Here is a 23,170-nt window from a genome sequence, read left to right as displayed (position 1 = left end):
ATCATGAACATTTTGCCGACTTCTATCCTCGATATTAAATTGCTAGAACCCCAAATTTGGCGCGATGAACGTGGCTTTTTTATGGAAACGTTCCGTGATGATTGGTTTCGCCAACACGTTGCCGATTGCGCGTTCGTGCAGGAAAACCACAGCCAATCGAGCAAAAACGTGTTGCGCGGATTGCATTATCAAACCGAAAACGCGCAAGGCAAATTGGTACGCGCTGTTGCAGGCTGCATTTTTGACGTGGCGGTGGATTTACGTCGCAGTTCGCCCACGTTTGGGCAATGGGTTGCGGAAATTTTATCAGGTGACAACGCACGACAAATGTGGATTCCAGGAGGCTTCGCGCACGGATTTTATGTGTTGAGCGATGGCGCGGCGGTGGCATACAAATGCACGGATTACTACAACCCCAGCGCGGAACACACCTTGCTGTGGAACGACCCAGCAGTCAGCATAGATTGGCGATTGAATGGCAAGCCTGTGTTGTCGCCCAAAGACCAAGCAGGCAAACGGTTGGCAGATTTGGTTTTGTTTGCATGATAAAAGTGCAGGCGGCTTTTGGGTTGCGCTGCTATAATCGCGTTTTTTTATATCTATACAAAAAAGCAGCCTGCAATGTTAATCGCACTCAACAAACCCTATGGCATTATTTGTCAATTTTCGCCACACGAAAAACACCGCACACTCAAAGACTTGGTCAATGTGCCAAACGTCTATCCAGCAGGGCGGCTAGACACCGACAGCGAAGGCTTGCTGTTGCTAACCGATGACGGTAAACAGCAAGCGCGAATCGCCGACCCACGCAATAAAATAACCAAAACCTATTGGGCGCAATTGGAGGGTTCGCCCGATGCGGACAAATTGGCGCGTTTGCAGCAGCCATTGGATTTGGGCGATTTTGTCGCGCAGCCAGCGCAAATTCGTTTGCTCAATGAAAACGAAATCGCGCAAATTTGGACACGCAATCCGCCGATTCGCGAACGCAAAACCGTTCCCGATTTTTGGTTGCAAATCCAAATCCGCGAAGGCAAAAATCGCCAAGTTCGCCGCATGACGGCAAAAGCAGGTTATCCGTGTTTACGCCTAATCCGCGTAGGAATAGGGCGCGTGAATCTGTTTGATTTGGGGCTGGAATTAGGGCAATGGCAGGAATGTAAAATATTGCCGTGAATTTTATATTATAATAGACTTCCTGCGAAACAATAATCCCAATTTTTTAAAACACACTGAATTACAGGATTTAGCAAAATTCTAAAACCTAGAAAAATTGCGGTTTTGCAGGAAGTCTATTTTTTGTTTTTGTGTAATTTGGAAAAGAAATTTGTATAATGAAAAGGAACATTAGTTTAGATTTTTTTCGTGGAATTATGTCAATTGCTGTGGCATTGGGTCATTTTTTTCATTGGAATGGGCAAACAAGTAAGATGCCATTGTCATTTATATTGGCGGTTGATTTCTTTTTAGTGTTAAGTGGATTTGTGATTTCTGCCTCTGTTTTTAATAAAGAAAATTTTAATACGTATAAATTTATTAAAAGTCGGTATTTTCGATTGATACCTGTTTATTTATTTTGTGTGATTATTACACTTATTCCGCAATATTTTTTTGCAGAGAATTTTGTTAAGCCCAATTCATTAGATGTCATCAGGATTTTATCTATTGGCGAGATGTTGCCAATGAATAATTTGCGATTTATATATTTTGAACCATTAGGTATTTCATACACTATTTCTGCAGAGTTTTGGGTAGGTATTTTATTATTTCCATTAATATTTGTAATAAGGAAATATGCTAGTCAATTGTTATTACCAGTTTTGATAATATTCAGCCTATTTGCTTTTTTAAAGATAGTAAATGATACATCAGATTTTCTAAATATTCACTATGCGCTTGCTTATCCATTTATTACTTATGGTGTAATTCGTTGTTTATTAGACTATTCACTAGGAGTTATAGCGTATACTATTTTTGAACAACGAACAACTGGGCAACCGTGTTTCAAATTATTGTATTAGTTCTATGTTTCTTATTGTATAGAAAAATTAGTTACAATCGTGTGAATGAATTTGTATTTCCATTTATTTGTATGGTATTTATTATTTCTCTGGCACATAGGAGAGGTGTTATTTTCCATTGGTTTAATAATGGAGTAGGTCAATTTTTTGGTGATATTTCCTATCCAATGTATTTAATACATCCATTTTTTATCAATATATTTCAATGGACACATCAGGAGTTCAATTATTTAAATAGTTTATTTTATATTTTACTATGTGTTGTATCTGCATTCTTTATCCATAAATTTATTGAAAAACCTTGTATAATTTATTTTTCTAAACAATTATAATATAGTAATTTTCAAACTATATTGAAATGAGTATTGCCTTAAAATCTAGTTTTAACTTAAATTAAAAGTATTATGAAATTACAACAAACTTTATCTAATCAAATTGAACAAGCATTCGCGGTGGCTGGCATTTCAGGCAGCCCGATTGTGTTGCAGCCAGCCAAAGACGCGAAACACGGCGATTTCCAAATTAACGGCGTAATGGGCGCAGCGAAAAAAGCAGGGCAAAATCCACGCGAATTGGCGCAAAAAGTGGCAGACGAATTGCACGGTAAAGGCGCAATCGCCAGCGCGGAAGTGGCAGGACCGGGGTTTATCAATTTGCGTTTAGCGGCTGATTTTTTGGCGGAAAATTTAAATTCAGGCAGCCTGAATATTGAAAAAACGCCTAATCCGCAAACGGTTGTGATTGATTATTCATCGCCGAATTTGGCGAAAGAAATGCACGTTGGGCATTTGCGCTCGTCCATTATTGGCGACAGTTTGGCGCGTGTGTTGGCGTTTTTGGGGCATAACGTGATTCGCCAAAATCATGTGGGCGATTGGGGAACGCAATTTGGTATGTTGGTGGCGTATCTTGTTGAACAACAACAGGATAATGCAGAATTTAAATTGGCGGATTTGGAGCAATTCTACCGTAATGCGAAAGTGCGTTTTGATGAAGACGCGGCTTTTGCGGATTTGGCGCGTGAATATGTTGTGAAATTGCAGGGCGGCGATGCGGCGGTGTTGGCGTTGTGGCAGCAGTTTGTGGAAATTTCCTTGCAACACGCGGAAGCAGTTTACGCGAAATTGGGTTTGAAATTGCAACGTGCTGATGTGGCTGGCGAAAGTTCGTATAACGATGATTTGCAAAACGTGATTGATGAATTGACCGCGAAAGGTTTGGCGGTGGAATCGGACGGCGCGAAAGTGGTGTTTTTGGACGAATTTAAAAATAAAGACGGCGAACCTGCGGCGTTTATCGTGCAAAAACAAGGCGGTGGCTTTTTGTATGCGACAACGGATTTTGCGTGTATGCGTTACCGCGTGGGGAAATTGGGCGCAAATCGTTTGATGTATGTGGTGGATACGCGCCAAGATTTGCATTTTAAACAATTATTTAGCGCGTCTCGCAAAGCTGGCTGGCTGCCTGAAAATGTGTCGGCTGAATTTATCGGCTTTGGCACGATGATGGGCAAGGACGGCAAACCGTTCAAAACGCGCTCGGGCGATACCGTGAAACTGGTTGATTTGCTTGATGAAGCGGTGGAACGCGCAACGGCTTTGGTGCGCGAGAAAAACGCGGATTTGAGCGCGGAAGAAGTGGCGCAAATCGGCGAAGTGGTCGGCATTGGCGCGGTGAAATACGCGGATTTGAGCAAAAACCGCACGAGCGATTATGTGTTTGATTGGGACAATATGTTGTCGTTTGAAGGCAATACCGCGCCGTATTTGCAATACGCTTACACGCGCGTGCAAAGTGTGTTCAAAAAGGCTGGTGAATGGAATGTGCAGGCTGCCTTAAAATTGGAACAGCCGTTAGAACAACAACTTGCGGTGGAATTGTTGAAATTTGAAGACGTGGTGGCGAGCGTGGCGGAAACGTCTTATCCGCATTATTTGGCGGCGTATTTGTATCAGTTGGCGACGTTGTTTAGCCGTTTTTACGAAGCGTGTCCGATTTTGAAAGCACAAGGCGATGTGCGCGATTCGCGTTTGAAATTGGCAAAATTAACCGCCGAAACGATGAAAACGGGCTTGGATTTGCTCGGGATTGATGTTTTGGAAGTGATGTAAACCATTTAAAAAGCAGCCTGCACTTTGTATCAAACAGAGTGCAGGCTGCTTTTTATTGAATCAAAAATAGATAGAATTGTGAAAATATGCAAAAAAACGCAAATAATTCACTATTTAAAACCAGTTCAATCTGCTAAAATTATTGTGGTTATTAGCTTTATAGTGGATTAAATTTAGATTAGGACAAGGCGACAACGACCGCCGTGTACACCTAGTACATAAGGGAGTTGGCAACGCTGTACTAATCTAAATTTAATTCACTATATTTTGAGTGCGGCATGCGGATAATCAATCCATCTAACTTAAATTTAATCACGAAAGTTACCTACCATGAAAATGAAATATATCAGTGTATTATTTGCGTCTATGTTGGCTTTAAGTGCGTGTCAAAATGAATCAACACAGCAAAATACAGTAGCACCAAGTAGTTCAGATTCTTCACCATCTGCTGCATCAACTAAACCAACATCGGGAGGGGTAGACTTTACGGTAACCAATCCAAGTTGGCAGACTTATCTTGTAGGTTCGGAATTTGGTTATATGCCATTTGAATTTTCGGGTGATAAAGGTCAGCCAAATGGTTTTGAAATGGAGTTGTTGCACGCGGTTGCCAAAGCAGGGGAGTTTAATGTGCAAGTTGTGAATGCGCCATTTAATACGGTGGAATCTACATTAAACAATGGTAAATTTCATATGTGGGCATCGGGCTTGGGTATTGTGCCGGAACGTGCCGATAAAATGTTGATGAGTGAGCCGTTTTTGGATTTTCAACCAGCCATTATGATTTTGGATACGCCCGAAAACCAAGCGATTCAAAAACCAGAAGATTTGGCGGGTAAAACCATTGCGGTAAACAAAGGTGGTTTGGACAATATCGCGATTATTGAAGGTTTAAAAGGCAAGGCGGTACTATCGGATTCGTTCTATTTGTCGCTCAAAGAGATGTATGTGGGTAACACGGTTGCGGTGGTGGGTAATTCGCGTATTTTCCAATATTACAAAAAAGAGCGTGCCGATATTGCTATGCGCATTATTCCTATCGGCGAAGAAAAACAATACTTTGGTTTTGCGGTTAAAAAAGGTAATACCGAGTTAATGGACAAAATCAACCGCGGTTTAGCCAAAGCAAAAGCAGACGGCACATTGGACGCATTGACAAAAAAATGGTTTGAGTAATTGCGAACACAAAAAAGCAGCCTGCACTTTTATATTTGAAAGTGCAGGCTGCTTTTTTATCTATAGTGAATTAAATTTAGATTGGTACAGCGTTGCCAACTCCCTTATGTACTAGGTGTACACAGCGGTCGTTGTCGCCTTGTCCTAATCTAAATTTAATCCACTATATTTTACTGATTATTTTGCAGCATTTTCCACTTTGCCACGAATACCTACTTTGCTCAAACCCGCTTCGCGAGAGGCTTCCAAAATTTTGTAAACGTGTTCGTATGCGACCGAAGAATCGGCATCAATCGCCACGATGGTATCGGGGTCTTGCTTGGCAATTTCTTGTAAACGAGTTTTGATTGCTTCAAGATTAACTTTTTGAGTGGAATCTGCGCCAATCGCATAATCACCAGCGGCATCAATCGCAATTTCAACAGGTTTGATATTGTCGGTTGGTGGCGGTGTTTGCTGTCTACTGTTTGCGGTAGGCAAATTCAACGGGATTGAATGCGTCATCACAGGCATGGTAATCATAAACACAATCAGCAAAACCAGCATCACATCAACCAATGGGGTTACGTTGATGTCGCTCATTGGCGCATCGTCACCATCGTCATTCATTGAACCGAAAGCCATTTGTTACTCCTTTTCGTTAATCAGTTGAACGTGCAAATCGTGTGCAAAATTATGCAGTTCACGTGATAGCTTTTTGTTGCCACGAGTAAAGCAGTTGTAAGCCAACACCGCAGGAATCGCTACAAATAAGCCCAATGCGGTGGCTACCAGTGCTTCGCCAATCGGGCCCGATACTTCGGCAATGCTCATTTGTCCTTTTTGGCTGATGTTAATCAGCGCGTGGTAAATACCCCAAACCGTTCCCAGCAAACCAATAAACGGTGCGGTTGAGCCAATGGTTGCCAATGCAGTCATACCGCCATCATAGCTGTTCATGATTTTGCTGATGCTGTGGCGTAATTCGCGTTCCAAATAAGCATTTTTGGGCAAGCTGGCAGATAGAAGCGTTTGCTGCGATTCAGAAAAGCGGCGATTGGCAACAAAAGCATGAGCAGCCAAGTCGCTAATGGGCGATGGATTTTGTTTGGCAGCGTGTTCGGCATTGTCCAACGTTTTGGACGACCAAATGGCATCTAGTGCTGCGCGATTGGCTTTTTTGGCAGCAAAATGGCGAATAGAGCGCAACACAATCACAACCCAAGTGCAAATGCTCATTGCCACTAAAAATAAGAATACGCCAATGAGTACTGGGTCGCCTTGTTGAAATACTAAACCTAAATTCATGGTAATACTTTCTTTAAAAATAAAATAAATAATCAAGGATGCAGGCAGCCTGCACTTTAAATTAGTCTAATTTAAACTCGTATGATGTGGTAAATCGTGTTCTGACTTTCACACCATCAACTTCTTTGGCACGATAGCCTGCCGAGCGTGCGGCACGTTTGGCGGCGTTGTCCAGTCGTGCATGACCTGTCGATTTAATTACGGTTACATCGGATACTGTGCCATTGGGCTCAACTGTAACTGCGAGTTTAATGCTGCCTTCTTCGTCTGCATCTAGGGAAGCGGGCGGATAGGAAACGCTAGGCAAGCGCGTATAACCGCCATCAACAATCCCACCTGCGCCACCACCAGAAGAGCCTTGACCACTACCGCGCGCGCCTGTGCCAGAACCTGTTGCCGAACCGCCTGCATTGTTTTTGGGGGCTTGGCTATTTGGGTTACTGCCACCGCCGCCTGTTCCGCCTTCTTGGCGATGGACGGCATTAGCAGGTGCGCCACCTGCTGTATTGCTTGGTTTAAGCGGTGTTTCGGTTGTAGGTGTGGCAGGTTTATTAACTGGTTCAGTTGGTGTTGGAGGTGCAGGCTGCTTGATGGGTATTTCTGGTTTAGGCGGCGTAACCACAGGTTTGATTGGCTCAGGTTTGGGTTTGGCTTCCACCACATCGGCAGGCTTATCGTTACGCACTACTGCTTTGACTGTTGGCTCTGCTTTAACAACAGGCTCAGGTTTGGGCGGAGTAGGGGCAACAGGAGGAGGTGTGGGTTTGCTAACAGGTTCGGCTGGCTTGCTTTCTAACGATGCAGGTGCGCCGTCCGCAGCAGGCTGGTCGTTGCCATCTAGCGAACCTAAATCCACAAAAGTAAGATTGTCCACCGAAACGGGTTCTGGCGGTTTTCTAGCCTCCCATGCCAAAGCGATAATGCCTGCATGCAATAGGCTGACTACCAAAACCACAGATGGATTGAGTAGGCGATTGTTCTTCATAGGGCGCGATATTAATGCAAATTATTCCTGTTTGTAAACTGATTTTTTATAACAAATTTACATTTCAATCACAAAAAAGCAGCGTAAACCCTGTGCGAAGTTCCAGATTTGAATGCAGTTCAAAGTGATAGCATCGCAGGACGCGCAGATAATATTGAAATATTTTCGAGCGTCCGAGAAGTGCATCACGCAGGAATGCACCAAAGATGGAATTTTGCACAGGGTTTACGCTGCATAACAAAACTATGCTTTACGAACACCTTTCGTTATAATGCACTGCTTAATCATTTTTAATCACACAAGGACAAAATCATGGCAGATTTTAATCAAATTTTAGACGCAGGCGATGTGGACAACGGCATCATCAACGTAGTAGTAGAAATTCCAGAAGGCAGCACGCACAAAATCGAGTGGGACAGAAAACACGCTGTGATGAAATTAGACCGCGTAGAGCCACAAATTTTTGCCAAGCCAACCAATTATGGCTTTATTCCGCAAACGTTGGACGAAGATGGCGACGAATTAGACGCATTGATTATTACCAAAAACCCATTGCCAACAGGCATTTATATGGAGGCGCGTGTGATTGGCATTATGAAATTTGTAGATGATGGCGAAGTCGATGACAAAGTAGTCGTTGTGCCAGCAGATGACCGCGATGCAGGCAATGAAATCAAAACATTGGCAGATTTGCCTGCACAATTAATTAAGCAAATTGAATTTCATTTCAACAACTACAAAGCCTTGAAAAAACCAGGTGCAACCAAAGTGGAACATTGGGGCGATGTAGAAGAGGCAAAACAAGTTATTCGCGAATGTCAAGCGCGTTGGCAAGCTAAATAACCGTTGTCATGCCAAATAAATAGTCAAATAAAGTGCAGGCTGCTTTGATAATGGTTTAGCAACGAAGCAGCCTGCACTTTGTTTAGCAAGTGCCGTAAAATGTTAGTTTTCTATTAAAAAGGTTAATTTATGGAAAATTTAGAAGCTACGCATTCTGATGAAGAAATTCGCAGTTTGCATGTTCCGCCCCATTCGGTTGAAGCCGAGCAATCGTTACTGGGCGGCTTGTTGCTGAATAATGAAGCATTAGATAGCGTAGCAGATGTTGTAGATGAAAATGATTTTTATCGATACGAACACAAATTGATTTTTACGGCTATTTCCGCGTTGGGTGCAGCAGGGCGACCTGCTGACGTGATTACCGTTCAAGAAATGCTGGAAAGAAATAACCAGCTAGACAGCGTTGGCGGATTCGATTATTTATTGACGCTCGCACAAATTGTTCCGTCGGCAGCTAATGCGCGTCGCTATGCCGAAATCGTGCGAGAGCGTTCCATTATGCGTCAGTTGGCAGAAGTTGGAACAGAAATTGCTAGAAAAGCCTATAATCCGAAAGGAAAAACAGCAGACGAGCTGCTTGATGAAGCGGAAAATCAGGTTTTTCAAATTGCAGAAAGCACCGAAAAATCCAAGCAAGGTTTCTTGGAAATGCCCGATTTGTTACGCCAAAATGTTGCCAGAATAGATGTGCTATATCGCCGAGACAATCCAAACGAAGTTACAGGAACGGCAACAGGATTCAAAGATTTAGATGAAAAAACGTCGGGTTTGCAGGCTGGCGATTTGATTATTGTGGCGGGTCGCCCATCAATGGGTAAGACGGCGTTCTCAATTAACATTGCAGAGCATGTGGCGATAAACGAAAAATTGCCCGTTGCGATTTTTTCGATGGAGATGGGCGCAGCACAGTTGGTTATGCGTATGTTGAGTTCGGTTGGACGTGTTGACCAAAGTGTGTTAAAAAATGGCTCATTGCAGCGTGAACACTGGGAGCGATTAAATGAAGCGGTGGCAGAATTGACTTTTGCTCCCATGTTTATTGATGAAACTTCCGCTTTAACGGTGCTAGAAATCAGAGCTAGGGCGCGAAGATTGGCAAAAAAATTCAATGGCAAGCTAGGATTGATTATTATCGATTATTTGCAGTTGATGTCAGGTTCGGGTAGAACCGATAACCGTGCAGCAGAATTGGGCGAAATTTCAAGGTCGTTGAAAGCATTGGCAAAAGAATTGCAAGTGCCTGTTATTGCCTTATCGCAGTTGTCGCGCACCGTGGAACATCGAACCGATAAACGCCCAATGATGTCCGATTTGCGAGAATCAGGTGCAATCGAGCAAGATGCTGATTTGATTATGTTTATGTATCGTGATGAGTACTATACAAAAGAAAAAAGCGAATTTAAAGGCTTGGCGGAGTGTATTATTGGTAAGCATCGTAATGGTCCGACTGGGCGAATTTATCTCACCTTTTTGGGGCAGTTTACCAAGTTTGAGAATGCGGCATATATTCCAGAAAGTACTGCATCGTTAGAAGATTAAGAAAAGTAAATTATTTGAAAGTGTAAAATAGCTATGAATCAATATCAAAAATCCAAAGGCTTTACTCTGATTGAGTTGATGGTAACGGTTGCTATTATGGGTATAATGGCAGCGATTGCATTCCCAAGCATGAGCAACTTTATCAGCAATACGCGATTGACCAATCGTTCTCAACAGGTTGCCAATATATTCCGTTTTGCGAAAAGTGAATCGGTGCGTATGGGTGTGCCTGTTGTCGTATGTGGTGTTACTATTCGTTCTGATGGGCGTCATACAGGCGTGTGTAGTGATAATGCTATCCATAGCGGTTTGATGGCGTTTGCTGATAATGATCGTGACGGGAATTACACGGCAAATACAGATGTGGTGTTGAGAACAGTTAGCATCAATGGTAACGAGTCTGATGCAGCTGTACGTAAAATGAAGGTGGTACTTAATATTTGTAATTTTGCAGGTTCTGACTGCAAAGGTGGTTCAGATAGCAAGAATCAATTTGTTTTATGCCAAATGGTGCATTTGGTTATCGTACTGCTCTAGATACAAACCGAGCCAATTTTTTATCTCATGTAACCATGTCGCAAGCTTACTTGCGCGTTGCGATTTCTGATACAAAAAATAAGAATATTCAAGCTCGCTATGTAGTGGTATCTCCTAGCGGTTCAACAACTGTATGCAAGGCAGGGGATACGAACTACAAAGCATTTGACAGTGATAAGGCAAGCAGCGCAAAGCGTATCTGTGCAGCTGCATAATTTGATAATAACAGTTAGGAAAATAAATGAAAAATATGACTTATTTTCATACTAAATATTCAATGAAAGGTGCAACACTACTGGAAGTGATGATTTCCGTGTTGTTGCTGACCTTTGGTATTTTGGCATTGATGGCGGCGCAGTTGCGTTCTGTTGCAAGCATTAGTGAAGCGGAAAATCGCAGTATTGTGTCGCAGGCTGCAGAAGCGTTAGCAGAAGGCATGCAAATGAATGCAGTTCTGACTAAAAATGGAACGACTTATCGTCGTCGTTATTCTAATTATGTGCCAAAGAGTAAGCCATTGTATCCAGGCAGCGCAGTCACAGCTCCTACTTCTTTGAACAGAACAAATATTACAAAAGCAGAGCTGGCAGCAAAACATTTAGATGAATTTGAATATGTTTTGAGTACTCAATTACCGAATGTATCTGTGCTTGCATATGCGATTTGTTTAGATAAACCAGATGCAACTCCTCCTGTTTTGGGTGATGGCGGGGCATTGACCGATAATTGTGCACCAAACAATAATGAGCGTGACACCAATATGATTAAGATTGCATGGCGCATGGGTAATGCCAATGGAACGGACAATAATCAACAATCTACTACTTATACCTATATGTTAGAAGTAGGCAACTAATAGATACGGGAAATACTATAATGAATAAGCGTTTTATTTCAAAACCAAAAGGTTTTACTTTAATCGAATTTTTGGTTGCCAGTTCGTTAGCTATTATTGTGATTTCTGCTGCTGGCGGAACTTATTTCATGACGCGCAAATTGAGTGATAACACGCAAAAAAGACTGGATATTCAACAAAATTTGCGTAATGCAGCTTCTTTGCTCACACGCGATGCACGTAATGCGGGGACATTTGGTTGTTTTAATACGGCAATCGCCTCTGGTTTTCCTAATCTTGCCAATGCAAGGGTAAATGTTGGTGCAGCAAATCCAACACTTGTTATGAGTTCGACAAGTAATGAAGGCTATGGCGTGCGTGTGATTCCACAGGCAGAAGTGGCATCTAAATTTCCAGTTTCAAATGCTGTGACTGCTCAAAGTGATTTGTTGTTGTTGGTATACGGAAAAGGTTCGACAGGTGTAACACAAACTGTCGATGGAGGCAATCCAATGTCAACACTAAACATCAATAAGGCTGATAATGATGCTGATTTGAATCAGGCTTTTGCAAGTGGAGGCAATATAATTGTAAGTAGTTGCAAAGAAGCCGCGCTTGGGACATTAAATGGTGTTCATAACGTTGATACCACCCAATTGCGATTTGACCCAGCTATTAATCTGGTTGATATGAAAGATGAATCAGAACAGGCTCGTGGTGAGTTGGCAGTTTCACGTTTGTATGCTTCTGCCTATATGCTGGGCAGTGTAAATGGTAGTCAACCAGCTTTATTACGATTTGATTTGAACGGAAGCGGGCAGTGGCAAGGCCCTCAATTAATGGCAGAGGGTGTAACAAAAATGCAATTGTCTTTTGGTTATGTTGATGGCTGTACTAATCAAACTGCAGTAAATGGAAGTGAATTGAATAAAGAAACTTTCAGCCTCTCTAATAATTTAAGTAAGCAAATGTTGCCAGCATTGATTCGTTTGCATTTAAAATATCGTACATCTATTGATGATAGCAACAATAGCGAAACCGATTACTTTATTAATGCAACGGTGCGTGGCGGTAATACCTGTTCAACAGTAACGCCAAGTATTTAAGTTAGTTCAGCAAACAAGTAAATAAGGAATAATATGAAAAATATAATCTCTCGAAATCAACAACAAGGCTTTTCTTTGTTTTTTGTGATGATTTTAATGTTGGTTATTGCCTTTTTGGTGATTGTAACCAGTCAGTCATCAGTAACAGAGATGCGTATGAGTACCAACGAAGCTGACAGAAAATACGCATTATCTTTGGCAGAAACAGGTCTGCGAGATGGTGAGTACTTTATTAAAAACGTAGTAGATAAACAAACAGAAACTATTTTTACCGCAGGTTGTAAAGATGGTTTATGTTTGCCAGTAAAAGGTAGCTATTCAGACGGTCATGCGAATGCTCCGTTTAAGTTTGATAAAAGTGCTTCTTCTGATTATCAAGCGTGGACTCGTTGTGCATCAGGTACCGCATCAACCAATCCTGATAGTTGCACGGGAAAAACTGTATTAGACGATGGCTGTGGGAATACCTGTAAAACGACTAATGATAAAAAAACGCATTATGTGATTGAATATTTGGGCGTTCGTACAGATTTGAATTCTTCTGGTACAGAATACGACCATTTTCGAATCACTTCTCGCGCACGTGGTCAAAATAAAGATACAGTGGTTACGCTGCAAAGTTATGTTGAATTATTACGGTAATACGATATGAAGATAAAAAACTCAGGATTCACATTGGTTGAAATGATGGTGGTGATTGCCATTATTGGTATTCTTGCTGCGATTGCATTGCCGTCATATCAATCTTCTGTTGAAAAGACGAATTTGGCTGATGCCAAACGCTATATGACTGAAATACGTCAGCAACTGGAAGCGCAAAAATTGAGCGATACCAATTACAGCCGAGGTAGTGCAGCAGGTTTGAAAAATAAATATGAGCTGTTTATAGATAATGCTATTGAAAAAAATATTCCAAGTTCAATGAAAGACAAATACACCTTTGGTCGTAATGCGGTAGTGGTTAATAATAAAGGTAATCAGGTGTCTATCTATATGCAGGCTAGACCTCGTGTATCTAGTTATAAATATGCTGCTTATATGACGGAAAAAGGTGATGTATTGCGTTGTCCAAAAGCGTCTATTTCTAGTGCAACACCAGCAGTTATGAAACCATCTGGGTGCGAAGTGTTTTAAATTAATGGATAAACCGAATTTTGTGATAGTGCAAAATTCGGTTTTTTTGTGGGAAAAGCAGCCTGCACTATTTTTTGTTATAATTGTCGTTTAATTTATAGCTTGTTTATACAAGGAAATAATATGGAAAAAATTTGGTTATCTAGCTACGAGCAAGATGTGCAAGCAGAAATTGATGTGCTGCATTATCGTTCTATTGTGGATGTAATCGATAGAAGTATTGAGCAATATAGCAATCAAATTGCGTTTTACAATATGGGCGCGGAGTTGAGTTATGCTGAAATTGGGCATTTATCTGACCAATTTGCATCGTATTTGCAAAATGTGCTCAAATTGCCACGTGGTGCGCGTGTAGCAGTGATGATGCCCAATATTTTGCAATATCCTATTGCGGTGTTTGGTATTTTGAAAGCGGGCATGGTGGTGGTAAACACCAATCCGCTCTATACGCCACGCGAGTTGGAACACCAATTAAATGACAGTGGTGCAAGTGCGATTGTGGTCTTGGAAAATTTTGCCAATACGCTGGAATTGGTGTTGCCACGCACACAAATCAAGCACGTTGTTATCGCCAATGTGGGCGAAATGCTCGGCACATTCAAAGGCATGTTGGTTAATTTTGTATTGCGTAAAATCAAAAAAGCCGTGCCGAATTATCAAATTGTGCAGGCTGCTTCGTTTAAGCAAGCTTTGTTGCAAGGCGCACAGCATGTTTTTGAAGTAGTTGATTTAACGCGAGATGATTTGGCATTTTTGCAATACACAGGCGGAACAACAGGTGTGGCAAAAGGTGCAATGCTCACGCACGGCAATATTTGCGCCAATATGCAACAAGGTGGCGAATGGATTAAGCACAAATTGGAAAGTGGCAAAGAAACTGTGATTGCCGCTTTGCCGCTGTACCATATTTTTGCGCTAACGGTTAATTTATTGCTGTTTTTTCAAGCAGGTGCAAAAAGCATTCTTATTACCAATCCAAGAGATTTAGATGCGTTTATCAAGGATTTGCAAAAACACCCTATCAGCGTGTTTATTGGTTTGAATACGCTGTTCCGTGGTCTGCTTAATAAACCAGAATTCAAGCAAGTGAATTTTGCAACATGGAAACTGGTTGTCGGCGGTGGCATGGCAACACAACAAGCAGTGGCGGAAGAATGGTTTAAAGTAGTGGGAATACACGTGGTTGATGCTTATGGCTTGACCGAAGCTAGTCCAGGTGTGTGTGTTAATCCTTTGAATTTAAACGATTATTCTGGCGGTATTGGCTTGCCATTGCCTAGCACCGATGTGCAGCTACGAGATGGACAGGGCGGCGAAGTAGCGATTGGCGAAGCAGGGGAGTTATGGATTCGCGGTCCACAAATCATGCGCGGTTATTGGAATCGTCCAGATGAAACGGCAAAAGTCATTGACCAAAATGGCTGGCTGGAAACAGGTGACATTGCGGTGATGGACGAAAAAGGCTGGCTCAAAATCGTGGATAGAAAGAAAGATTTGATTGTGGTATCGGGTTTTAATGTCTATCCAAATGAAATTGAAGACGTGGTGGCGCATCACCCCAAAGTGCAAGAAGTCGCTTGCGTGGGCGTGAAAAGCGAAAAAACAGGCGAGGCGTTAAAATTGTTCGTAGTCAAAAAAGATGCTTCATTGACCGAGCAAGAGCTGATTGAGTTTTGTCGCACGCAATTAACAGGCTACAAAGTGCCGCGCGATATTGAGTTCCGCGATGAATTACCCAAATCCAATGTCGGCAAAATTCTACGCCGAGAATTGCGCGACCAATCTTAATCATCAATTATTTAAGTGCAGGCTGCTTTGTAAACGGCAAGCAAAGCAGCCTGCACTTTTTTGTACAAGGAATTTCAATATGGCAGGCAACACATTTGGACAACTGTTTACCGTAACCACATTTGGCGAAAGCCACGGCGTGGGCTTGGGCTGCATTATTGACGGCTGCCCACCCAATTTATCATTGAGCGCAGACGACATTCAGCGTGACCTAGACCGCCGCAAACCTGGCACAAGTCGCCACGTTACTCAACGACGCGAAGCCGATGAAGTGGAAATTTTATCGGGCGTGTTTGAAGGCAAAACGACTGGTACGCCCATCGCGCTGCTGATTCGCAACACCGACCAACGCAGCAAAGACTACGGCAACATCGCCCAACAATTCCGCCCAGGTCATGCCGATTACACCTATTGGCATAAATTTGGTATTCGTGATTATCGCGGTGGCGGACGCAGTTCGGCGCGTGAAACCGCAGCGCGAGTGGCGGCTGGTGCAGTCGCCAAAAAATGGCTCAAAGAACAATTTGGCACAGAAATCATTTGCTGGGTAACGCAAGTAGGCGAAAAAGCAATAGCGTTTGAAAGCGAAGAGTTCATTTCGCAAAATCCATTTTTTGCTGCCAACCAATCGCAAATCGCGGATTTGGAAGCATATATGGACAGTGTTCGTAAATCGTTGGACAGCGTGGGCGCGAAGTTGCACATTGAAGCGCGAAACGTGCCAGTAGGCTTGGGCGAACCTGTTTTTGACCGTTTGGACGCAGAAATCGCCTACGCGCTAATGTCGATTAACGCGGTAAAAGGCGTGGAAATTGGCGACGGTTTTGATGTGGTAGCACAACGTGGTAGCGTGCATGGCGATGAATTGACACCGACTGGCTTTAAATCCAACCATTCAGGTGGCATTTTGGGCGGCATTTCCACAGGACAAACGATTACCGCCAATTTTGCGATTAAGCCGACTAGCTCCATCGCTACGCTACGTCAAAGCATTGATATTGACGGCAATGCGGTAGAAATCGCTACACACGGACGACATGACCCTTGTGTCGGTTTACGCGCTGCGCCGATTGCAGAAGCGATGCTGGCGTTGGTATTGATTGACCACGCATTGCGACATCGTGCACAAAATGCCGATGTGGTTGTGAGTACGCCTGATATCACACGTTTAGGCTAATTTTAAGATATAGTGAATTAAATTTAGATTAGTACAGCGTTACCAACTCCCTTATGTACTAGATGTACACGGCGGTCGTTGTCGCCTTGTCCTAATCTAAATTTAATCCACTATAACAAAGCAGCCTGCACTTTAATTGGTAAAAGTGCAGGCTGCTTTTGTATCATCTATTTGTTATCGCCAAACCAACAAAGCGTGATTGCGTTTGCCGCGTTTCACAATCGTGTACTTGCCAAAACGCTTGTGCTCATCGGTTAGCATAAATTTGTCATCGGGTTTTTCGGGTGCGTGGTTTGGATTGTTTTCCGCCACCGCCGTGCCGTTAATCAACACCGCGCCACTTTGCACAAAGCCACGCGCTTCTTTGTTGGATTGCGCCAAACCAGCCTGCACCAACGCTTCTACCACGTTCAAATTGCCCGATACTTCAAACGCTGGCAAACCGTCCAACGCCAACTGTGCGTAATCTTGTTCGGTCAAACCGCTTTCATCGCCCGAAAACAGGCTTTGCGTGATGCGTTGCGCCGCTTCCAACGCAGCTTCGCCGTGGATTAAACGAGTCATTTCTTTGGCTAAAATACGTTGTGCTTCGGGTTTTTTGCCGCTGGCTTTGTCGTTGGCTTCAATTTCATCAATCTGTTCAACGGTCAAGAATGTGAAATATTTTAGGAATTTATAAACGTCTGCGTCCGCCACTTTCAACCAAAATTGATAGAAGTTGTAAGGCGATGTTTTTTTTGCGTCCAACCAAACTGCGCCGCCTTCGGTTTTACCGAATTTTGTGCCGTCTGCTTTGGTTACCAAAGGCAAAGTCATGCCGTGAACCGATTTTTGATTCAAGCGGCGTGTCGTTTCTGTTCCCCAAGTGATGTTGCCCCATTGGTCAGAACCGCCAATTTGCAGTTGCACATTGTGGCGTTTATTCAATTCCGCAAAATCATAGCCTTGTAATAGGGCGTATGAAAATTCGGTAAACGAAATGCCTTGGTCTTCGCGTTCAATGCGTTGTTTTACCGATTCTTTTGCCAACATCGCGTTCACGGAAAAATGTTTGCCGATGTCGCGCAAAAAATCCAAACAGTTCATTGCACCGAACCAGTTGGCGTTGTTTTCCATAATCGCTGGGTTTGCACCGTCAAATTTCAAGAACGGTTTGAGCTGGTCGCGAATGCTGTTTACCCAACCTGCCACCGTTTCGGGCGTGTTCAAACTGCGTTCCACCGCTTTAAAACTTGGGTCGCCAATCATGCCAGTTGCGCCGCCAACCAATGCAACAGGCGTGTGTCCTGCGTTTTGGAAACGGCGCAACACCAGCACAGGCAATAAATGTCCGATGTGCAAACTATCGGCGGTTGGGTCAAAACCGCAATACAGCGCGATTTTTTCGCTGTCCAGCAATTTGGATAATTCGTTGATGTCGGTGGTTTGGGCGATTAAGCCGCGAGCTTGTAAATCTAAAATTAAGGCGTTCATATCAAAGTAATCACATAAAAAATAAAAAAGTGCAGGCTGCTTTTGCTGCAAAAATGCGCATTATACGCGATTTACGCTTGGTCTTCTGCTGTTTCGGGTGCAGGAAGTTGGCTAAACCACGCTTGCACCACTTGCTCCACTTCGTCTATGCCTTGTTTTTTGAGACTGGAAAACAGCTGCACCGAAACGGTTTGGCGTTCCATAAAAGGTTTTAAGGCTTTTTTGACCGATGACAAAGTTTTAATTTGTTCATTCTTGGATAATTTGTCCGATTTTGATAACAAAATATGCACGGGTCGCCCAGTTAAGGCAAAAAAATCCAGCATTTGAATATCCAGCGGTTTGAGCGGATGACGCGCGTCCATAATCAACACCAAACCGAGCAGCGATTGGCGCGTTTGCAAATAATCACCCAGCAGCTTAACCCAATGAGCGCGAACGGCTTCGGGAACTTGCGCGTAGCCATAGCCTGGTAAATCCACCATAAAATGTTGATTTGCCAATTTAAAAAAGTTGATGTGCTGCGTGCGGCCTGGGGTTTTGGACACATACGCCAAACGAACGTGGTTGCACAAGGTGTTAATCGCGCTGGATTTGCCTGCGTTGCTTCGTCCCACAAAAGCGATTTCGGCTTGCGTGTCGGGCAGGTCTTTTAAATGATTGACCGTAGTAAAAAATTGGGCGTTTTGAAATAAGTTCATAGTTTGAAATAGCTAGTAAAATAATGTGAATTTGGTATAGAATACCACGTTTATAGATTTCTCGGTTTATCCAGTTGCACAAACTGGCAAATATAACAATGAAAGGCAGCCAGTTCTGCCTTATTTATTAGGAGCATTTTCCATGAAACCTTCTATTTTCTTTGCTGCATTGGTTTTGACAGGCGTTGCAACGGCGGCTGCACCTGCGGACTTGGCAAAAGGCAAACAAGTGGCAGAACAAGTTTGCGCAGCATGTCATGGTGCGGACGGCAACAACAGCATTGCGATGTATCCACGCTTGTCTGGTCAGCACGCCGCTTATATTTTTAAACAAACGGTGGACATTAAAAAAGGCACACGCACCACAGGCGCAGCGGCGGCAATGGCTCCAATGGTACAAAATTTGAGCGATGACGATATTCGCAACGTGTCGGCTTATTATGCCACGCAACAAGGCAAATCAGGCGAAGCCAATCCCAAAGAAAATCCTGCATTAGGCGCGAAAATCTATCGTGGTGGCATTGCCAGCAAACACATTCCTGCTTGTATGTCTTGCCATGGTCCTGCTGGTGCGGGTACACCTGCTGGTGGCACAGACGTGCAAGCGTATCCACGTTTGGCAGGTCAGCATAGCCAATATGTTGCCGACCAACTTCGTGCGTATGCAGACGGTAAACGCACCAGTCCTGCGAATATGATGGAAGACATCGCCAAACGCATGAGCGATGAAGAAATGAAAGCCGTGGGCAACTTTATTCAAGGTTTGAAATAATTCGCACACTAATGTGCAGGCTGCTTTTGAACACAAAAAAGCAGCCTGCACTATTTTTATGAAAGGAATAGGCGATGACCATGCTGTATCAAAACGCACGGATTTTGGGTATTTCGCACGAACCCGAACAAAACACATTGCACTTTCGTTTTGCCGAACACGATGATTGGACGGTGCAATGCGTAGTCGATTTTTCGTTGAGCGGCTTTTATCCGCACAATATCTTGTTTCATGTGAGCGAATATTCTATTGCCAACTTGCCTGCGCGCATCGCTGCCGAATTTCCTGTGTTGTCGTATTATTTACACAGCGGCGAAGAATGGCAAATTTTCCACTTGTCGCCACAAGCTGGGGCAGGTGGGATTATTGTTTGCGCTACTTTGTAAACCGTTGCGCGATACAAAAAGCAGCCTGCACTTTGAATATTCAATAGTGCAGGCTGCTTTTAAAGTTTATTTTTTCGGTTTACCACGAAAGCCATCTTTTTTAAATCCGCCATCGCGTTTTGTACCGTCTTTGCGGAAACTACCGTCGCGTTTGTCGCCATCTTTACCGCGCTTCTCGCCAAACGATTTTTTCTCGCCCCAAGGTTTTTTGTCGCCATTGCCACGGCTGCTCCAGCGGTCGCCATCACGTTTGCCACCACCAAAACCGCCTTTGCCTTTGGGTTTGCGGTCGGCATTTTTATTGCGTTTGCGCGTTGGTTCAAGCCCTTCAATCACCACTTCGGGCAATTTGTGATTGATGTAACGCTCAATTTTATGCACCGCCATGTATTCGTTTACTTCGGCAAACGAAATCGCAATGCCAGAACGTCCTGCACGACCTGTGCGACCAATGCGATGCACATAATCTTCCGCTTGTTTGGGCAAATCGTAGTTAATCACGTGCGTAATCGTTGGTACGTCAATACCACGCGCAGCAACATCTGTCGCCACCAAAATTTTGCAGCGACCTTTACGCAAATCCATAAGCGTGCGATTGCGCCAACCTTGCGGCATATCGCCATGCAAACAATTTGCTGCAAAACCTTTTTCATACAACTCGTCTGCCAGCACTTCGGTCATGGCTTTGGTTGAAGTAAAAATCACGCATTGGTCAATATTCGCATCGCGCAAAATGTGGTCAAGCAAGCGATTTTTGTGATTTTTGTCATCGCAATACAAAAGCTGCTCTTCAATTTTGCCTTGTTTGTCTTCGCGTTCAATTTCAATCACTTCGGGATTTTTGGTCAATTTACGCGCCAATTTGCCGACTGCGCCGTCCCATGTTGCCGAAAACAGCAGCGTTTGGCGGTCTTCTGGTGTGGCGGCAACAATGGTTTCAATGTCGTCAATAAAGCCCATGTCCAACATACGGTCGGCTTCGTCCAGCACCAGCACTTCCAAGCGGTCAAAATCAATGCGACCGCTACGCATGTGGTCCATCAAGCGACCAGGTGTTGCCACAATCACATCAATCGGACGGCTCAACGCTTTGATTTGCTGACCAAAAGATGAACCGCCCACCAATGTTACCGAGCGCAACCATTTCATATTTTGCGAATAAATTTGCGCGTTTTTTTCTACTTGCGCTGCCAGTTCGCGTGTTGGGGTCAAAACCAAAACGCGTGGGCTTTTGCCTGATTTTTCGCTGCGTTGCGTCAATTTTTGCAAGCTGGGCAACAAAAATGCGGCGGTTTTGCCCGAACCTGTTTGCGCGGAAGCCATAATGTCGCGGTTATCCAAAGCGGCTGGAATGGCTTGCATTTGGATAGGCGTAGGGCTGTCGTAGCCTGCGGATTTGAGTGCCGACAAAATATTTTTATCCAAATTTAAGTCTGAAAATTTAATAGACATGATTTTCCTAATAGAAACAACAACATTCAGCCAATGCGCGTGCAGGCTGCCTAGAAGCATAAGAAAGAGTAAACCGATTTAAGATAGACCATTAAGACGCGCAGGCAGCCTGCACTTGGTTGTGAACTCAAAAATTTACGATAAGTTGTCGCTAGCACACAAGCTAGTGTTTCATCGGCGACAACCTGCAAATAAAGAAATCGCCCAACGAATACTGGCGATGAAATTTGGTCGAAGACGATGGCTTCAAAAGGGTGCCGATTATAGATTTTTTGATGCGATTTGGCAAGTTTAATTTACTTACAAGAAATATAGACAAAAGTTATTTGCATTTATTTTACATCTGTTTACAATAACACCTTTCTTAAACACACACTAGAAAGGTGATTTTATGTTGAAAAAAACGCTGTGGTGCGCGGCAATGGTTTGGACTTTGGCGGCTTGTGGTCAGCAAGGTTCGTCTAGCTCGGCTGGTTCTGCGGCATCAACGCCAGCGGCTGCACCTGCTTCTGCGCCAGCTCAACAAGGTGGCTTGTTGGAAAAATTAAACAACAAAGGTACGATTTTGATTGGCACAATGGGTACATACGCGCCTTTCACTTATCACGATGAATCGGGCAAATTGACTGGTTATGATGTGGAAGTAACCCGCGCGGTGGCGGCTAAATTGGGCGTGCAAGTAGAGTTTAAAGAAACGCCTTGGGACGCGATGATGAGCGGTTTGAAATCGGGTCGCTTTGACGTGGTGGCAAACCAAGTGGCTTTGACTTCGCCTGAACGCCAAGCAATGTTTGACAAAGCCGAGCCATATAGTTGGAGCGGCAAAATGATTGTGGCACGCGCCGACCATGCACCGATTGCGAAATTGGAAGACATCAAAGGCGTGAAAACCGCGGTGATGTTGGCTTCTAACTACGACGAAGTGGCGAAACAAATGGGTGCAGATTTGGTGCATACCGACACCATGGCGCAAGGCTTGTTGAACGTACAACAAAAACGCGCCGACATCACATTGAACGATGAATTGTCGCTATTGGATTACTTGAAGAAAAATCCTGATTCTGGTTTGAAAGAAGTATGGCGTACACCAAGTGCCGAAAAATTGGGCGCAGGTTTGGTCATCAACAAAGGCAACGATGAAGCGTTGGCAAAAATCAGCGCAGCCATGAACGAATTGAAAGCCGATGGCACATTGAAACGCTTGGGCGAACAGTTCTTTGGCGAAGATGTGAGCAAACACTAATTTAAACGCATAACAAAGCAGCCTGCACTTTTGATTATTCAAAGTGCAGGCTGCTTGTTTAGTTATTGCGGACGAAATTCTTTTTTAAGACGAATATACAAAGTGCGTTTGGCAATTGCAATCGTCTCGTTGTTGGCATCAAACACGCGCACGGTAAATTCGGGCAGATGCTTTTCGCCGTCTGCGGTGGCGGTGATAATCGCGTCAATTTCTTCGCGGCTGATTTGGCAATCTAAATATACCTCGCCTACGCCTGCTTTAATAAATTCAATATGTGCAGATTTGTCCCATACATAATATTTCTTTCCAAACAAACAATTACACATCATGGCGTAAATCGGGTCGGTCATCGCAAACAAGCTGCCGCCAAATTGCGTGCCGTGCGAATTTTTGGTATTGCGCCAATTTTTGAGCGTGGCGCGGCAATGCGTGTAATCGTCCGATAAATGGGTGATCTTAATCCCTGTAAAAAACAGGGGCGACCACAGATTCAAACGGCGGCGCAACTTATCGGCAGTTTTCGGGAATTTTTTGGGTAATGGCAGCATTTTTTTCTTTCTTGATATGATTAAAGTGCAGGCTGCTTTTAAATTACAAAGCAGCC

24 protein-coding genes are annotated in these 23,170 nt (G+C 43.6%); 17 read left to right on the top strand and 7 right to left on the bottom strand.

Features of this window, described 5'->3' with window-relative positions; genetic code table 11:
- The first annotated feature begins 3 nt into the window (after window positions 1-3).
- The 5 genes from rfbC (at window position 4) to BQ5809_RS08600 (ending at window position 5,308) form a co-directional block, all read left to right on the top strand.
- Complete coding sequence (gene rfbC / locus BQ5809_RS08620; protein WP_032827635.1) at window positions 4-546, top strand: dTDP-4-dehydrorhamnose 3,5-epimerase; 543 nt, start codon at window positions 4-6, stop codon at window positions 544-546.
- Between the two features lie 75 nt (window positions 547-621).
- Window positions 622-1,176, top strand: coding sequence for a pseudouridine synthase (locus BQ5809_RS08615; RefSeq protein WP_032827636.1), 555 nt, complete (start codon window positions 622-624; stop codon window positions 1,174-1,176).
- Window positions 1,177-1,334: 158 nt separating this feature from the next.
- Window positions 1,335-2,021: an acyltransferase family protein gene (locus tag BQ5809_RS08610; RefSeq protein WP_003786027.1), complete on the top strand. Its 687-nt coding sequence runs from the start codon at window positions 1,335-1,337 to the stop codon at window positions 2,019-2,021.
- Window positions 2,022-2,425: 404 nt separating this feature from the next.
- The gene (argS, locus tag BQ5809_RS08605) at window positions 2,426-4,132 is read left to right on the top strand and encodes an arginine--tRNA ligase (protein ID WP_003786028.1); all 1,707 of its coding nucleotides are present in this window, start codon (window positions 2,426-2,428) and stop codon (window positions 4,130-4,132) included.
- Window positions 4,133-4,462: 330 nt separating this feature from the next.
- Window positions 4,463-5,308: a transporter substrate-binding domain-containing protein gene (locus tag BQ5809_RS08600; RefSeq protein WP_223877564.1), complete on the top strand. Its 846-nt coding sequence runs from the start codon at window positions 4,463-4,465 to the stop codon at window positions 5,306-5,308.
- Between the two features lie 177 nt (window positions 5,309-5,485).
- Here the strand turns inward: BQ5809_RS08600 and BQ5809_RS08595 are convergent, their stop codons facing one another.
- The 3 genes from BQ5809_RS08595 to BQ5809_RS08585 form a co-directional block, all read right to left on the bottom strand.
- Window positions 5,486-5,932, bottom strand: a complete 447-nt coding sequence (locus BQ5809_RS08595) for an ExbD/TolR family protein (RefSeq protein ID WP_003786034.1) — start codon at window positions 5,930-5,932, stop codon at window positions 5,486-5,488.
- Window positions 5,933-5,935: 3 nt separating this feature from the next.
- Window positions 5,936-6,595, bottom strand: coding sequence for a MotA/TolQ/ExbB proton channel family protein (locus BQ5809_RS08590; RefSeq protein ID WP_032827637.1), 660 nt, complete (start codon window positions 6,593-6,595; stop codon window positions 5,936-5,938).
- A gap of 61 nt (window positions 6,596-6,656) precedes the next feature.
- Window positions 6,657-7,580 (bottom strand): energy transducer TonB, encoded by a 924-nt coding sequence (locus BQ5809_RS08585; RefSeq protein ID WP_003786038.1) that lies wholly within the window; start codon window positions 7,578-7,580, stop codon window positions 6,657-6,659.
- Between the two features lie 312 nt (window positions 7,581-7,892).
- On the opposite strand from BQ5809_RS08585, the gene BQ5809_RS08580 reads away from it, so the two are divergent.
- From BQ5809_RS08580 to aroC, 9 genes are all read left to right on the top strand, one after another.
- Window positions 7,893-8,423 (top strand): inorganic diphosphatase, encoded by a 531-nt coding sequence (locus BQ5809_RS08580; protein WP_003786039.1) that lies wholly within the window; start codon window positions 7,893-7,895, stop codon window positions 8,421-8,423.
- A gap of 129 nt (window positions 8,424-8,552) precedes the next feature.
- Window positions 8,553-9,962 (top strand): replicative DNA helicase, encoded by a 1,410-nt coding sequence (dnaB, locus tag BQ5809_RS08575; RefSeq protein WP_003786040.1) that lies wholly within the window; start codon window positions 8,553-8,555, stop codon window positions 9,960-9,962.
- Between the two features lie 33 nt (window positions 9,963-9,995).
- The gene (locus BQ5809_RS11460) at window positions 9,996-10,499 is read left to right on the top strand and encodes a pilus assembly FimT family protein (RefSeq protein ID WP_003786041.1); all 504 of its coding nucleotides are present in this window, start codon (window positions 9,996-9,998) and stop codon (window positions 10,497-10,499) included.
- Window positions 10,500-10,740: 241 nt separating this feature from the next.
- On the top strand, window positions 10,741-11,355 hold the full coding sequence (gene pilV / locus BQ5809_RS08565; protein WP_003786042.1) for a type IV pilus modification protein PilV: 615 nt from the start codon (window positions 10,741-10,743) through the stop codon (window positions 11,353-11,355).
- Between the two features lie 20 nt (window positions 11,356-11,375).
- Window positions 11,376-12,440 carry a PilW family protein gene (locus BQ5809_RS08560; protein ID WP_003786043.1) on the top strand — a complete coding sequence of 355 codons (1,065 nt, stop codon included), beginning with the start codon at window positions 11,376-11,378 and terminating at the stop codon, window positions 12,438-12,440.
- Window positions 12,441-12,473: 33 nt separating this feature from the next.
- On the top strand, window positions 12,474-13,082 hold the full coding sequence (locus BQ5809_RS08555) for a pilus assembly PilX family protein (RefSeq protein ID WP_003786044.1): 609 nt from the start codon (window positions 12,474-12,476) through the stop codon (window positions 13,080-13,082).
- A 6-nt stretch (window positions 13,083-13,088) separates the two neighbouring features.
- Window positions 13,089-13,574 (top strand): type IV pilin protein, encoded by a 486-nt coding sequence (locus tag BQ5809_RS08550; protein WP_003786045.1) that lies wholly within the window; start codon window positions 13,089-13,091, stop codon window positions 13,572-13,574.
- Window positions 13,575-13,697: 123 nt separating this feature from the next.
- Window positions 13,698-15,362: an AMP-binding protein gene (locus BQ5809_RS08545; protein ID WP_003786047.1), complete on the top strand. Its 1,665-nt coding sequence runs from the start codon at window positions 13,698-13,700 to the stop codon at window positions 15,360-15,362.
- 79 nt (window positions 15,363-15,441) lie between these two features.
- Entirely contained in the window at window positions 15,442-16,539 is a 1,098-nt protein-coding gene (gene aroC, locus BQ5809_RS08540) for a chorismate synthase (protein WP_003786049.1), read from the top strand.
- A 174-nt stretch (window positions 16,540-16,713) separates the two neighbouring features.
- Here the strand turns inward: aroC and tyrS are convergent, their stop codons facing one another.
- Both tyrS and yihA read right to left on the bottom strand, forming a co-directional pair.
- The gene (gene tyrS / locus BQ5809_RS08535) at window positions 16,714-18,012 is read right to left on the bottom strand and encodes a tyrosine--tRNA ligase (protein ID WP_003786050.1); all 1,299 of its coding nucleotides are present in this window, start codon (window positions 18,010-18,012) and stop codon (window positions 16,714-16,716) included.
- Between the two features lie 71 nt (window positions 18,013-18,083).
- Window positions 18,084-18,713: a ribosome biogenesis GTP-binding protein YihA/YsxC gene (yihA, locus tag BQ5809_RS08530; RefSeq protein ID WP_003786053.1), complete on the bottom strand. Its 630-nt coding sequence runs from the start codon at window positions 18,711-18,713 to the stop codon at window positions 18,084-18,086.
- 142 nt (window positions 18,714-18,855) lie between these two features.
- On the opposite strand from yihA, the gene BQ5809_RS08525 reads away from it, so the two are divergent.
- Together BQ5809_RS08525 and BQ5809_RS08520 are read left to right on the top strand one after the other, a co-directional pair.
- Window positions 18,856-19,485, top strand: a complete 630-nt coding sequence (locus tag BQ5809_RS08525; protein WP_003786055.1) for a c-type cytochrome — start codon at window positions 18,856-18,858, stop codon at window positions 19,483-19,485.
- A 74-nt stretch (window positions 19,486-19,559) separates the two neighbouring features.
- On the top strand, window positions 19,560-19,871 hold the full coding sequence (locus BQ5809_RS08520) for a hypothetical protein (protein ID WP_003786058.1): 312 nt from the start codon (window positions 19,560-19,562) through the stop codon (window positions 19,869-19,871).
- Between the two features lie 66 nt (window positions 19,872-19,937).
- Here BQ5809_RS08520 and BQ5809_RS08515 read toward each other — a convergent pair whose 3' ends face one another.
- Complete coding sequence (locus BQ5809_RS08515; protein ID WP_032827638.1) at window positions 19,938-21,323, bottom strand: DEAD/DEAH box helicase; 1,386 nt, start codon at window positions 21,321-21,323, stop codon at window positions 19,938-19,940.
- Window positions 21,324-21,714: 391 nt separating this feature from the next.
- On the opposite strand from BQ5809_RS08515, the gene BQ5809_RS08510 reads away from it, so the two are divergent.
- Entirely contained in the window at window positions 21,715-22,566 is an 852-nt protein-coding gene (locus BQ5809_RS08510; protein WP_003786062.1) for a transporter substrate-binding domain-containing protein, read from the top strand.
- Between the two features lie 62 nt (window positions 22,567-22,628).
- Here BQ5809_RS08510 and BQ5809_RS08505 read toward each other — a convergent pair whose 3' ends face one another.
- A complete protein-coding gene (locus tag BQ5809_RS08505; protein ID WP_003786063.1) occupies window positions 22,629-23,114 on the bottom strand; it encodes a PaaI family thioesterase in 486 nt (161 codons plus the stop codon).
- Window positions 23,115-23,170 lie beyond the last annotated feature (56 nt).

Source organism: Kingella kingae ATCC 23330 (assembly GCF_900111845.1).
GTDB classification, from domain to species: Bacteria; Pseudomonadota; Gammaproteobacteria; order Burkholderiales; family Neisseriaceae; genus Kingella; species Kingella kingae.
This window is presented reverse-complemented; position numbering and strand designations above follow the sequence as displayed.

What these genes read in the sequence shown, in the direction of transcription:
- tyrS (WP_003786050.1), bottom strand. Translation starts at nt 18,012, where the DNA reads ATGAACGCCTTAATTTTAGATTTACAAGCTCGCGGCTTAATCGCCCAA.
- aroC (WP_003786049.1), top strand. Translation starts at nt 15,442, where the DNA reads ATGGCAGGCAACACATTTGGACAACTGTTTACCGTAACCACATTTGGC.
- BQ5809_RS08610 (WP_003786027.1), top strand. Translation starts at nt 1,335, where the DNA reads ATGAAAAGGAACATTAGTTTAGATTTTTTTCGTGGAATTATGTCAATT.
- BQ5809_RS08595 (WP_003786034.1), bottom strand. Translation starts at nt 5,932, where the DNA reads ATGGCTTTCGGTTCAATGAATGACGATGGTGACGATGCGCCAATGAGC.
- BQ5809_RS08560 (WP_003786043.1), top strand. Translation starts at nt 11,376, where the DNA reads ATGAATAAGCGTTTTATTTCAAAACCAAAAGGTTTTACTTTAATCGAA.
- yihA (WP_003786053.1), bottom strand. Translation starts at nt 18,713, where the DNA reads ATGAACTTATTTCAAAACGCCCAATTTTTTACTACGGTCAATCATTTA.
- BQ5809_RS08600 (WP_223877564.1), top strand. Translation starts at nt 4,463, where the DNA reads ATGAAAATGAAATATATCAGTGTATTATTTGCGTCTATGTTGGCTTTA.
- pilV (WP_003786042.1), top strand. Translation starts at nt 10,741, where the DNA reads ATGAAAAATATGACTTATTTTCATACTAAATATTCAATGAAAGGTGCA.
- BQ5809_RS08615 (WP_032827636.1), top strand. Translation starts at nt 622, where the DNA reads ATGTTAATCGCACTCAACAAACCCTATGGCATTATTTGTCAATTTTCG.
- BQ5809_RS08510 (WP_003786062.1), top strand. Translation starts at nt 21,715, where the DNA reads ATGTTGAAAAAAACGCTGTGGTGCGCGGCAATGGTTTGGACTTTGGCG.
- BQ5809_RS08505 (WP_003786063.1), bottom strand. Translation starts at nt 23,114, where the DNA reads ATGCTGCCATTACCCAAAAAATTCCCGAAAACTGCCGATAAGTTGCGC.
- BQ5809_RS08585 (WP_003786038.1), bottom strand. Translation starts at nt 7,580, where the DNA reads ATGAAGAACAATCGCCTACTCAATCCATCTGTGGTTTTGGTAGTCAGC.
- BQ5809_RS08520 (WP_003786058.1), top strand. Translation starts at nt 19,560, where the DNA reads ATGACCATGCTGTATCAAAACGCACGGATTTTGGGTATTTCGCACGAA.
- BQ5809_RS08590 (WP_032827637.1), bottom strand. Translation starts at nt 6,595, where the DNA reads ATGAATTTAGGTTTAGTATTTCAACAAGGCGACCCAGTACTCATTGGC.
- BQ5809_RS11460 (WP_003786041.1), top strand. Translation starts at nt 9,996, where the DNA reads ATGAATCAATATCAAAAATCCAAAGGCTTTACTCTGATTGAGTTGATG.
- BQ5809_RS08515 (WP_032827638.1), bottom strand. Translation starts at nt 21,323, where the DNA reads ATGTCTATTAAATTTTCAGACTTAAATTTGGATAAAAATATTTTGTCG.
- BQ5809_RS08525 (WP_003786055.1), top strand. Translation starts at nt 18,856, where the DNA reads ATGAAACCTTCTATTTTCTTTGCTGCATTGGTTTTGACAGGCGTTGCA.
- argS (WP_003786028.1), top strand. Translation starts at nt 2,426, where the DNA reads ATGAAATTACAACAAACTTTATCTAATCAAATTGAACAAGCATTCGCG.
- BQ5809_RS08555 (WP_003786044.1), top strand. Translation starts at nt 12,474, where the DNA reads ATGAAAAATATAATCTCTCGAAATCAACAACAAGGCTTTTCTTTGTTT.
- dnaB (WP_003786040.1), top strand. Translation starts at nt 8,553, where the DNA reads ATGGAAAATTTAGAAGCTACGCATTCTGATGAAGAAATTCGCAGTTTG.
- BQ5809_RS08580 (WP_003786039.1), top strand. Translation starts at nt 7,893, where the DNA reads ATGGCAGATTTTAATCAAATTTTAGACGCAGGCGATGTGGACAACGGC.
- BQ5809_RS08545 (WP_003786047.1), top strand. Translation starts at nt 13,698, where the DNA reads ATGGAAAAAATTTGGTTATCTAGCTACGAGCAAGATGTGCAAGCAGAA.
- BQ5809_RS08550 (WP_003786045.1), top strand. Translation starts at nt 13,089, where the DNA reads ATGAAGATAAAAAACTCAGGATTCACATTGGTTGAAATGATGGTGGTG.
- rfbC (WP_032827635.1), top strand. Translation starts at nt 4, where the DNA reads ATGAACATTTTGCCGACTTCTATCCTCGATATTAAATTGCTAGAACCC.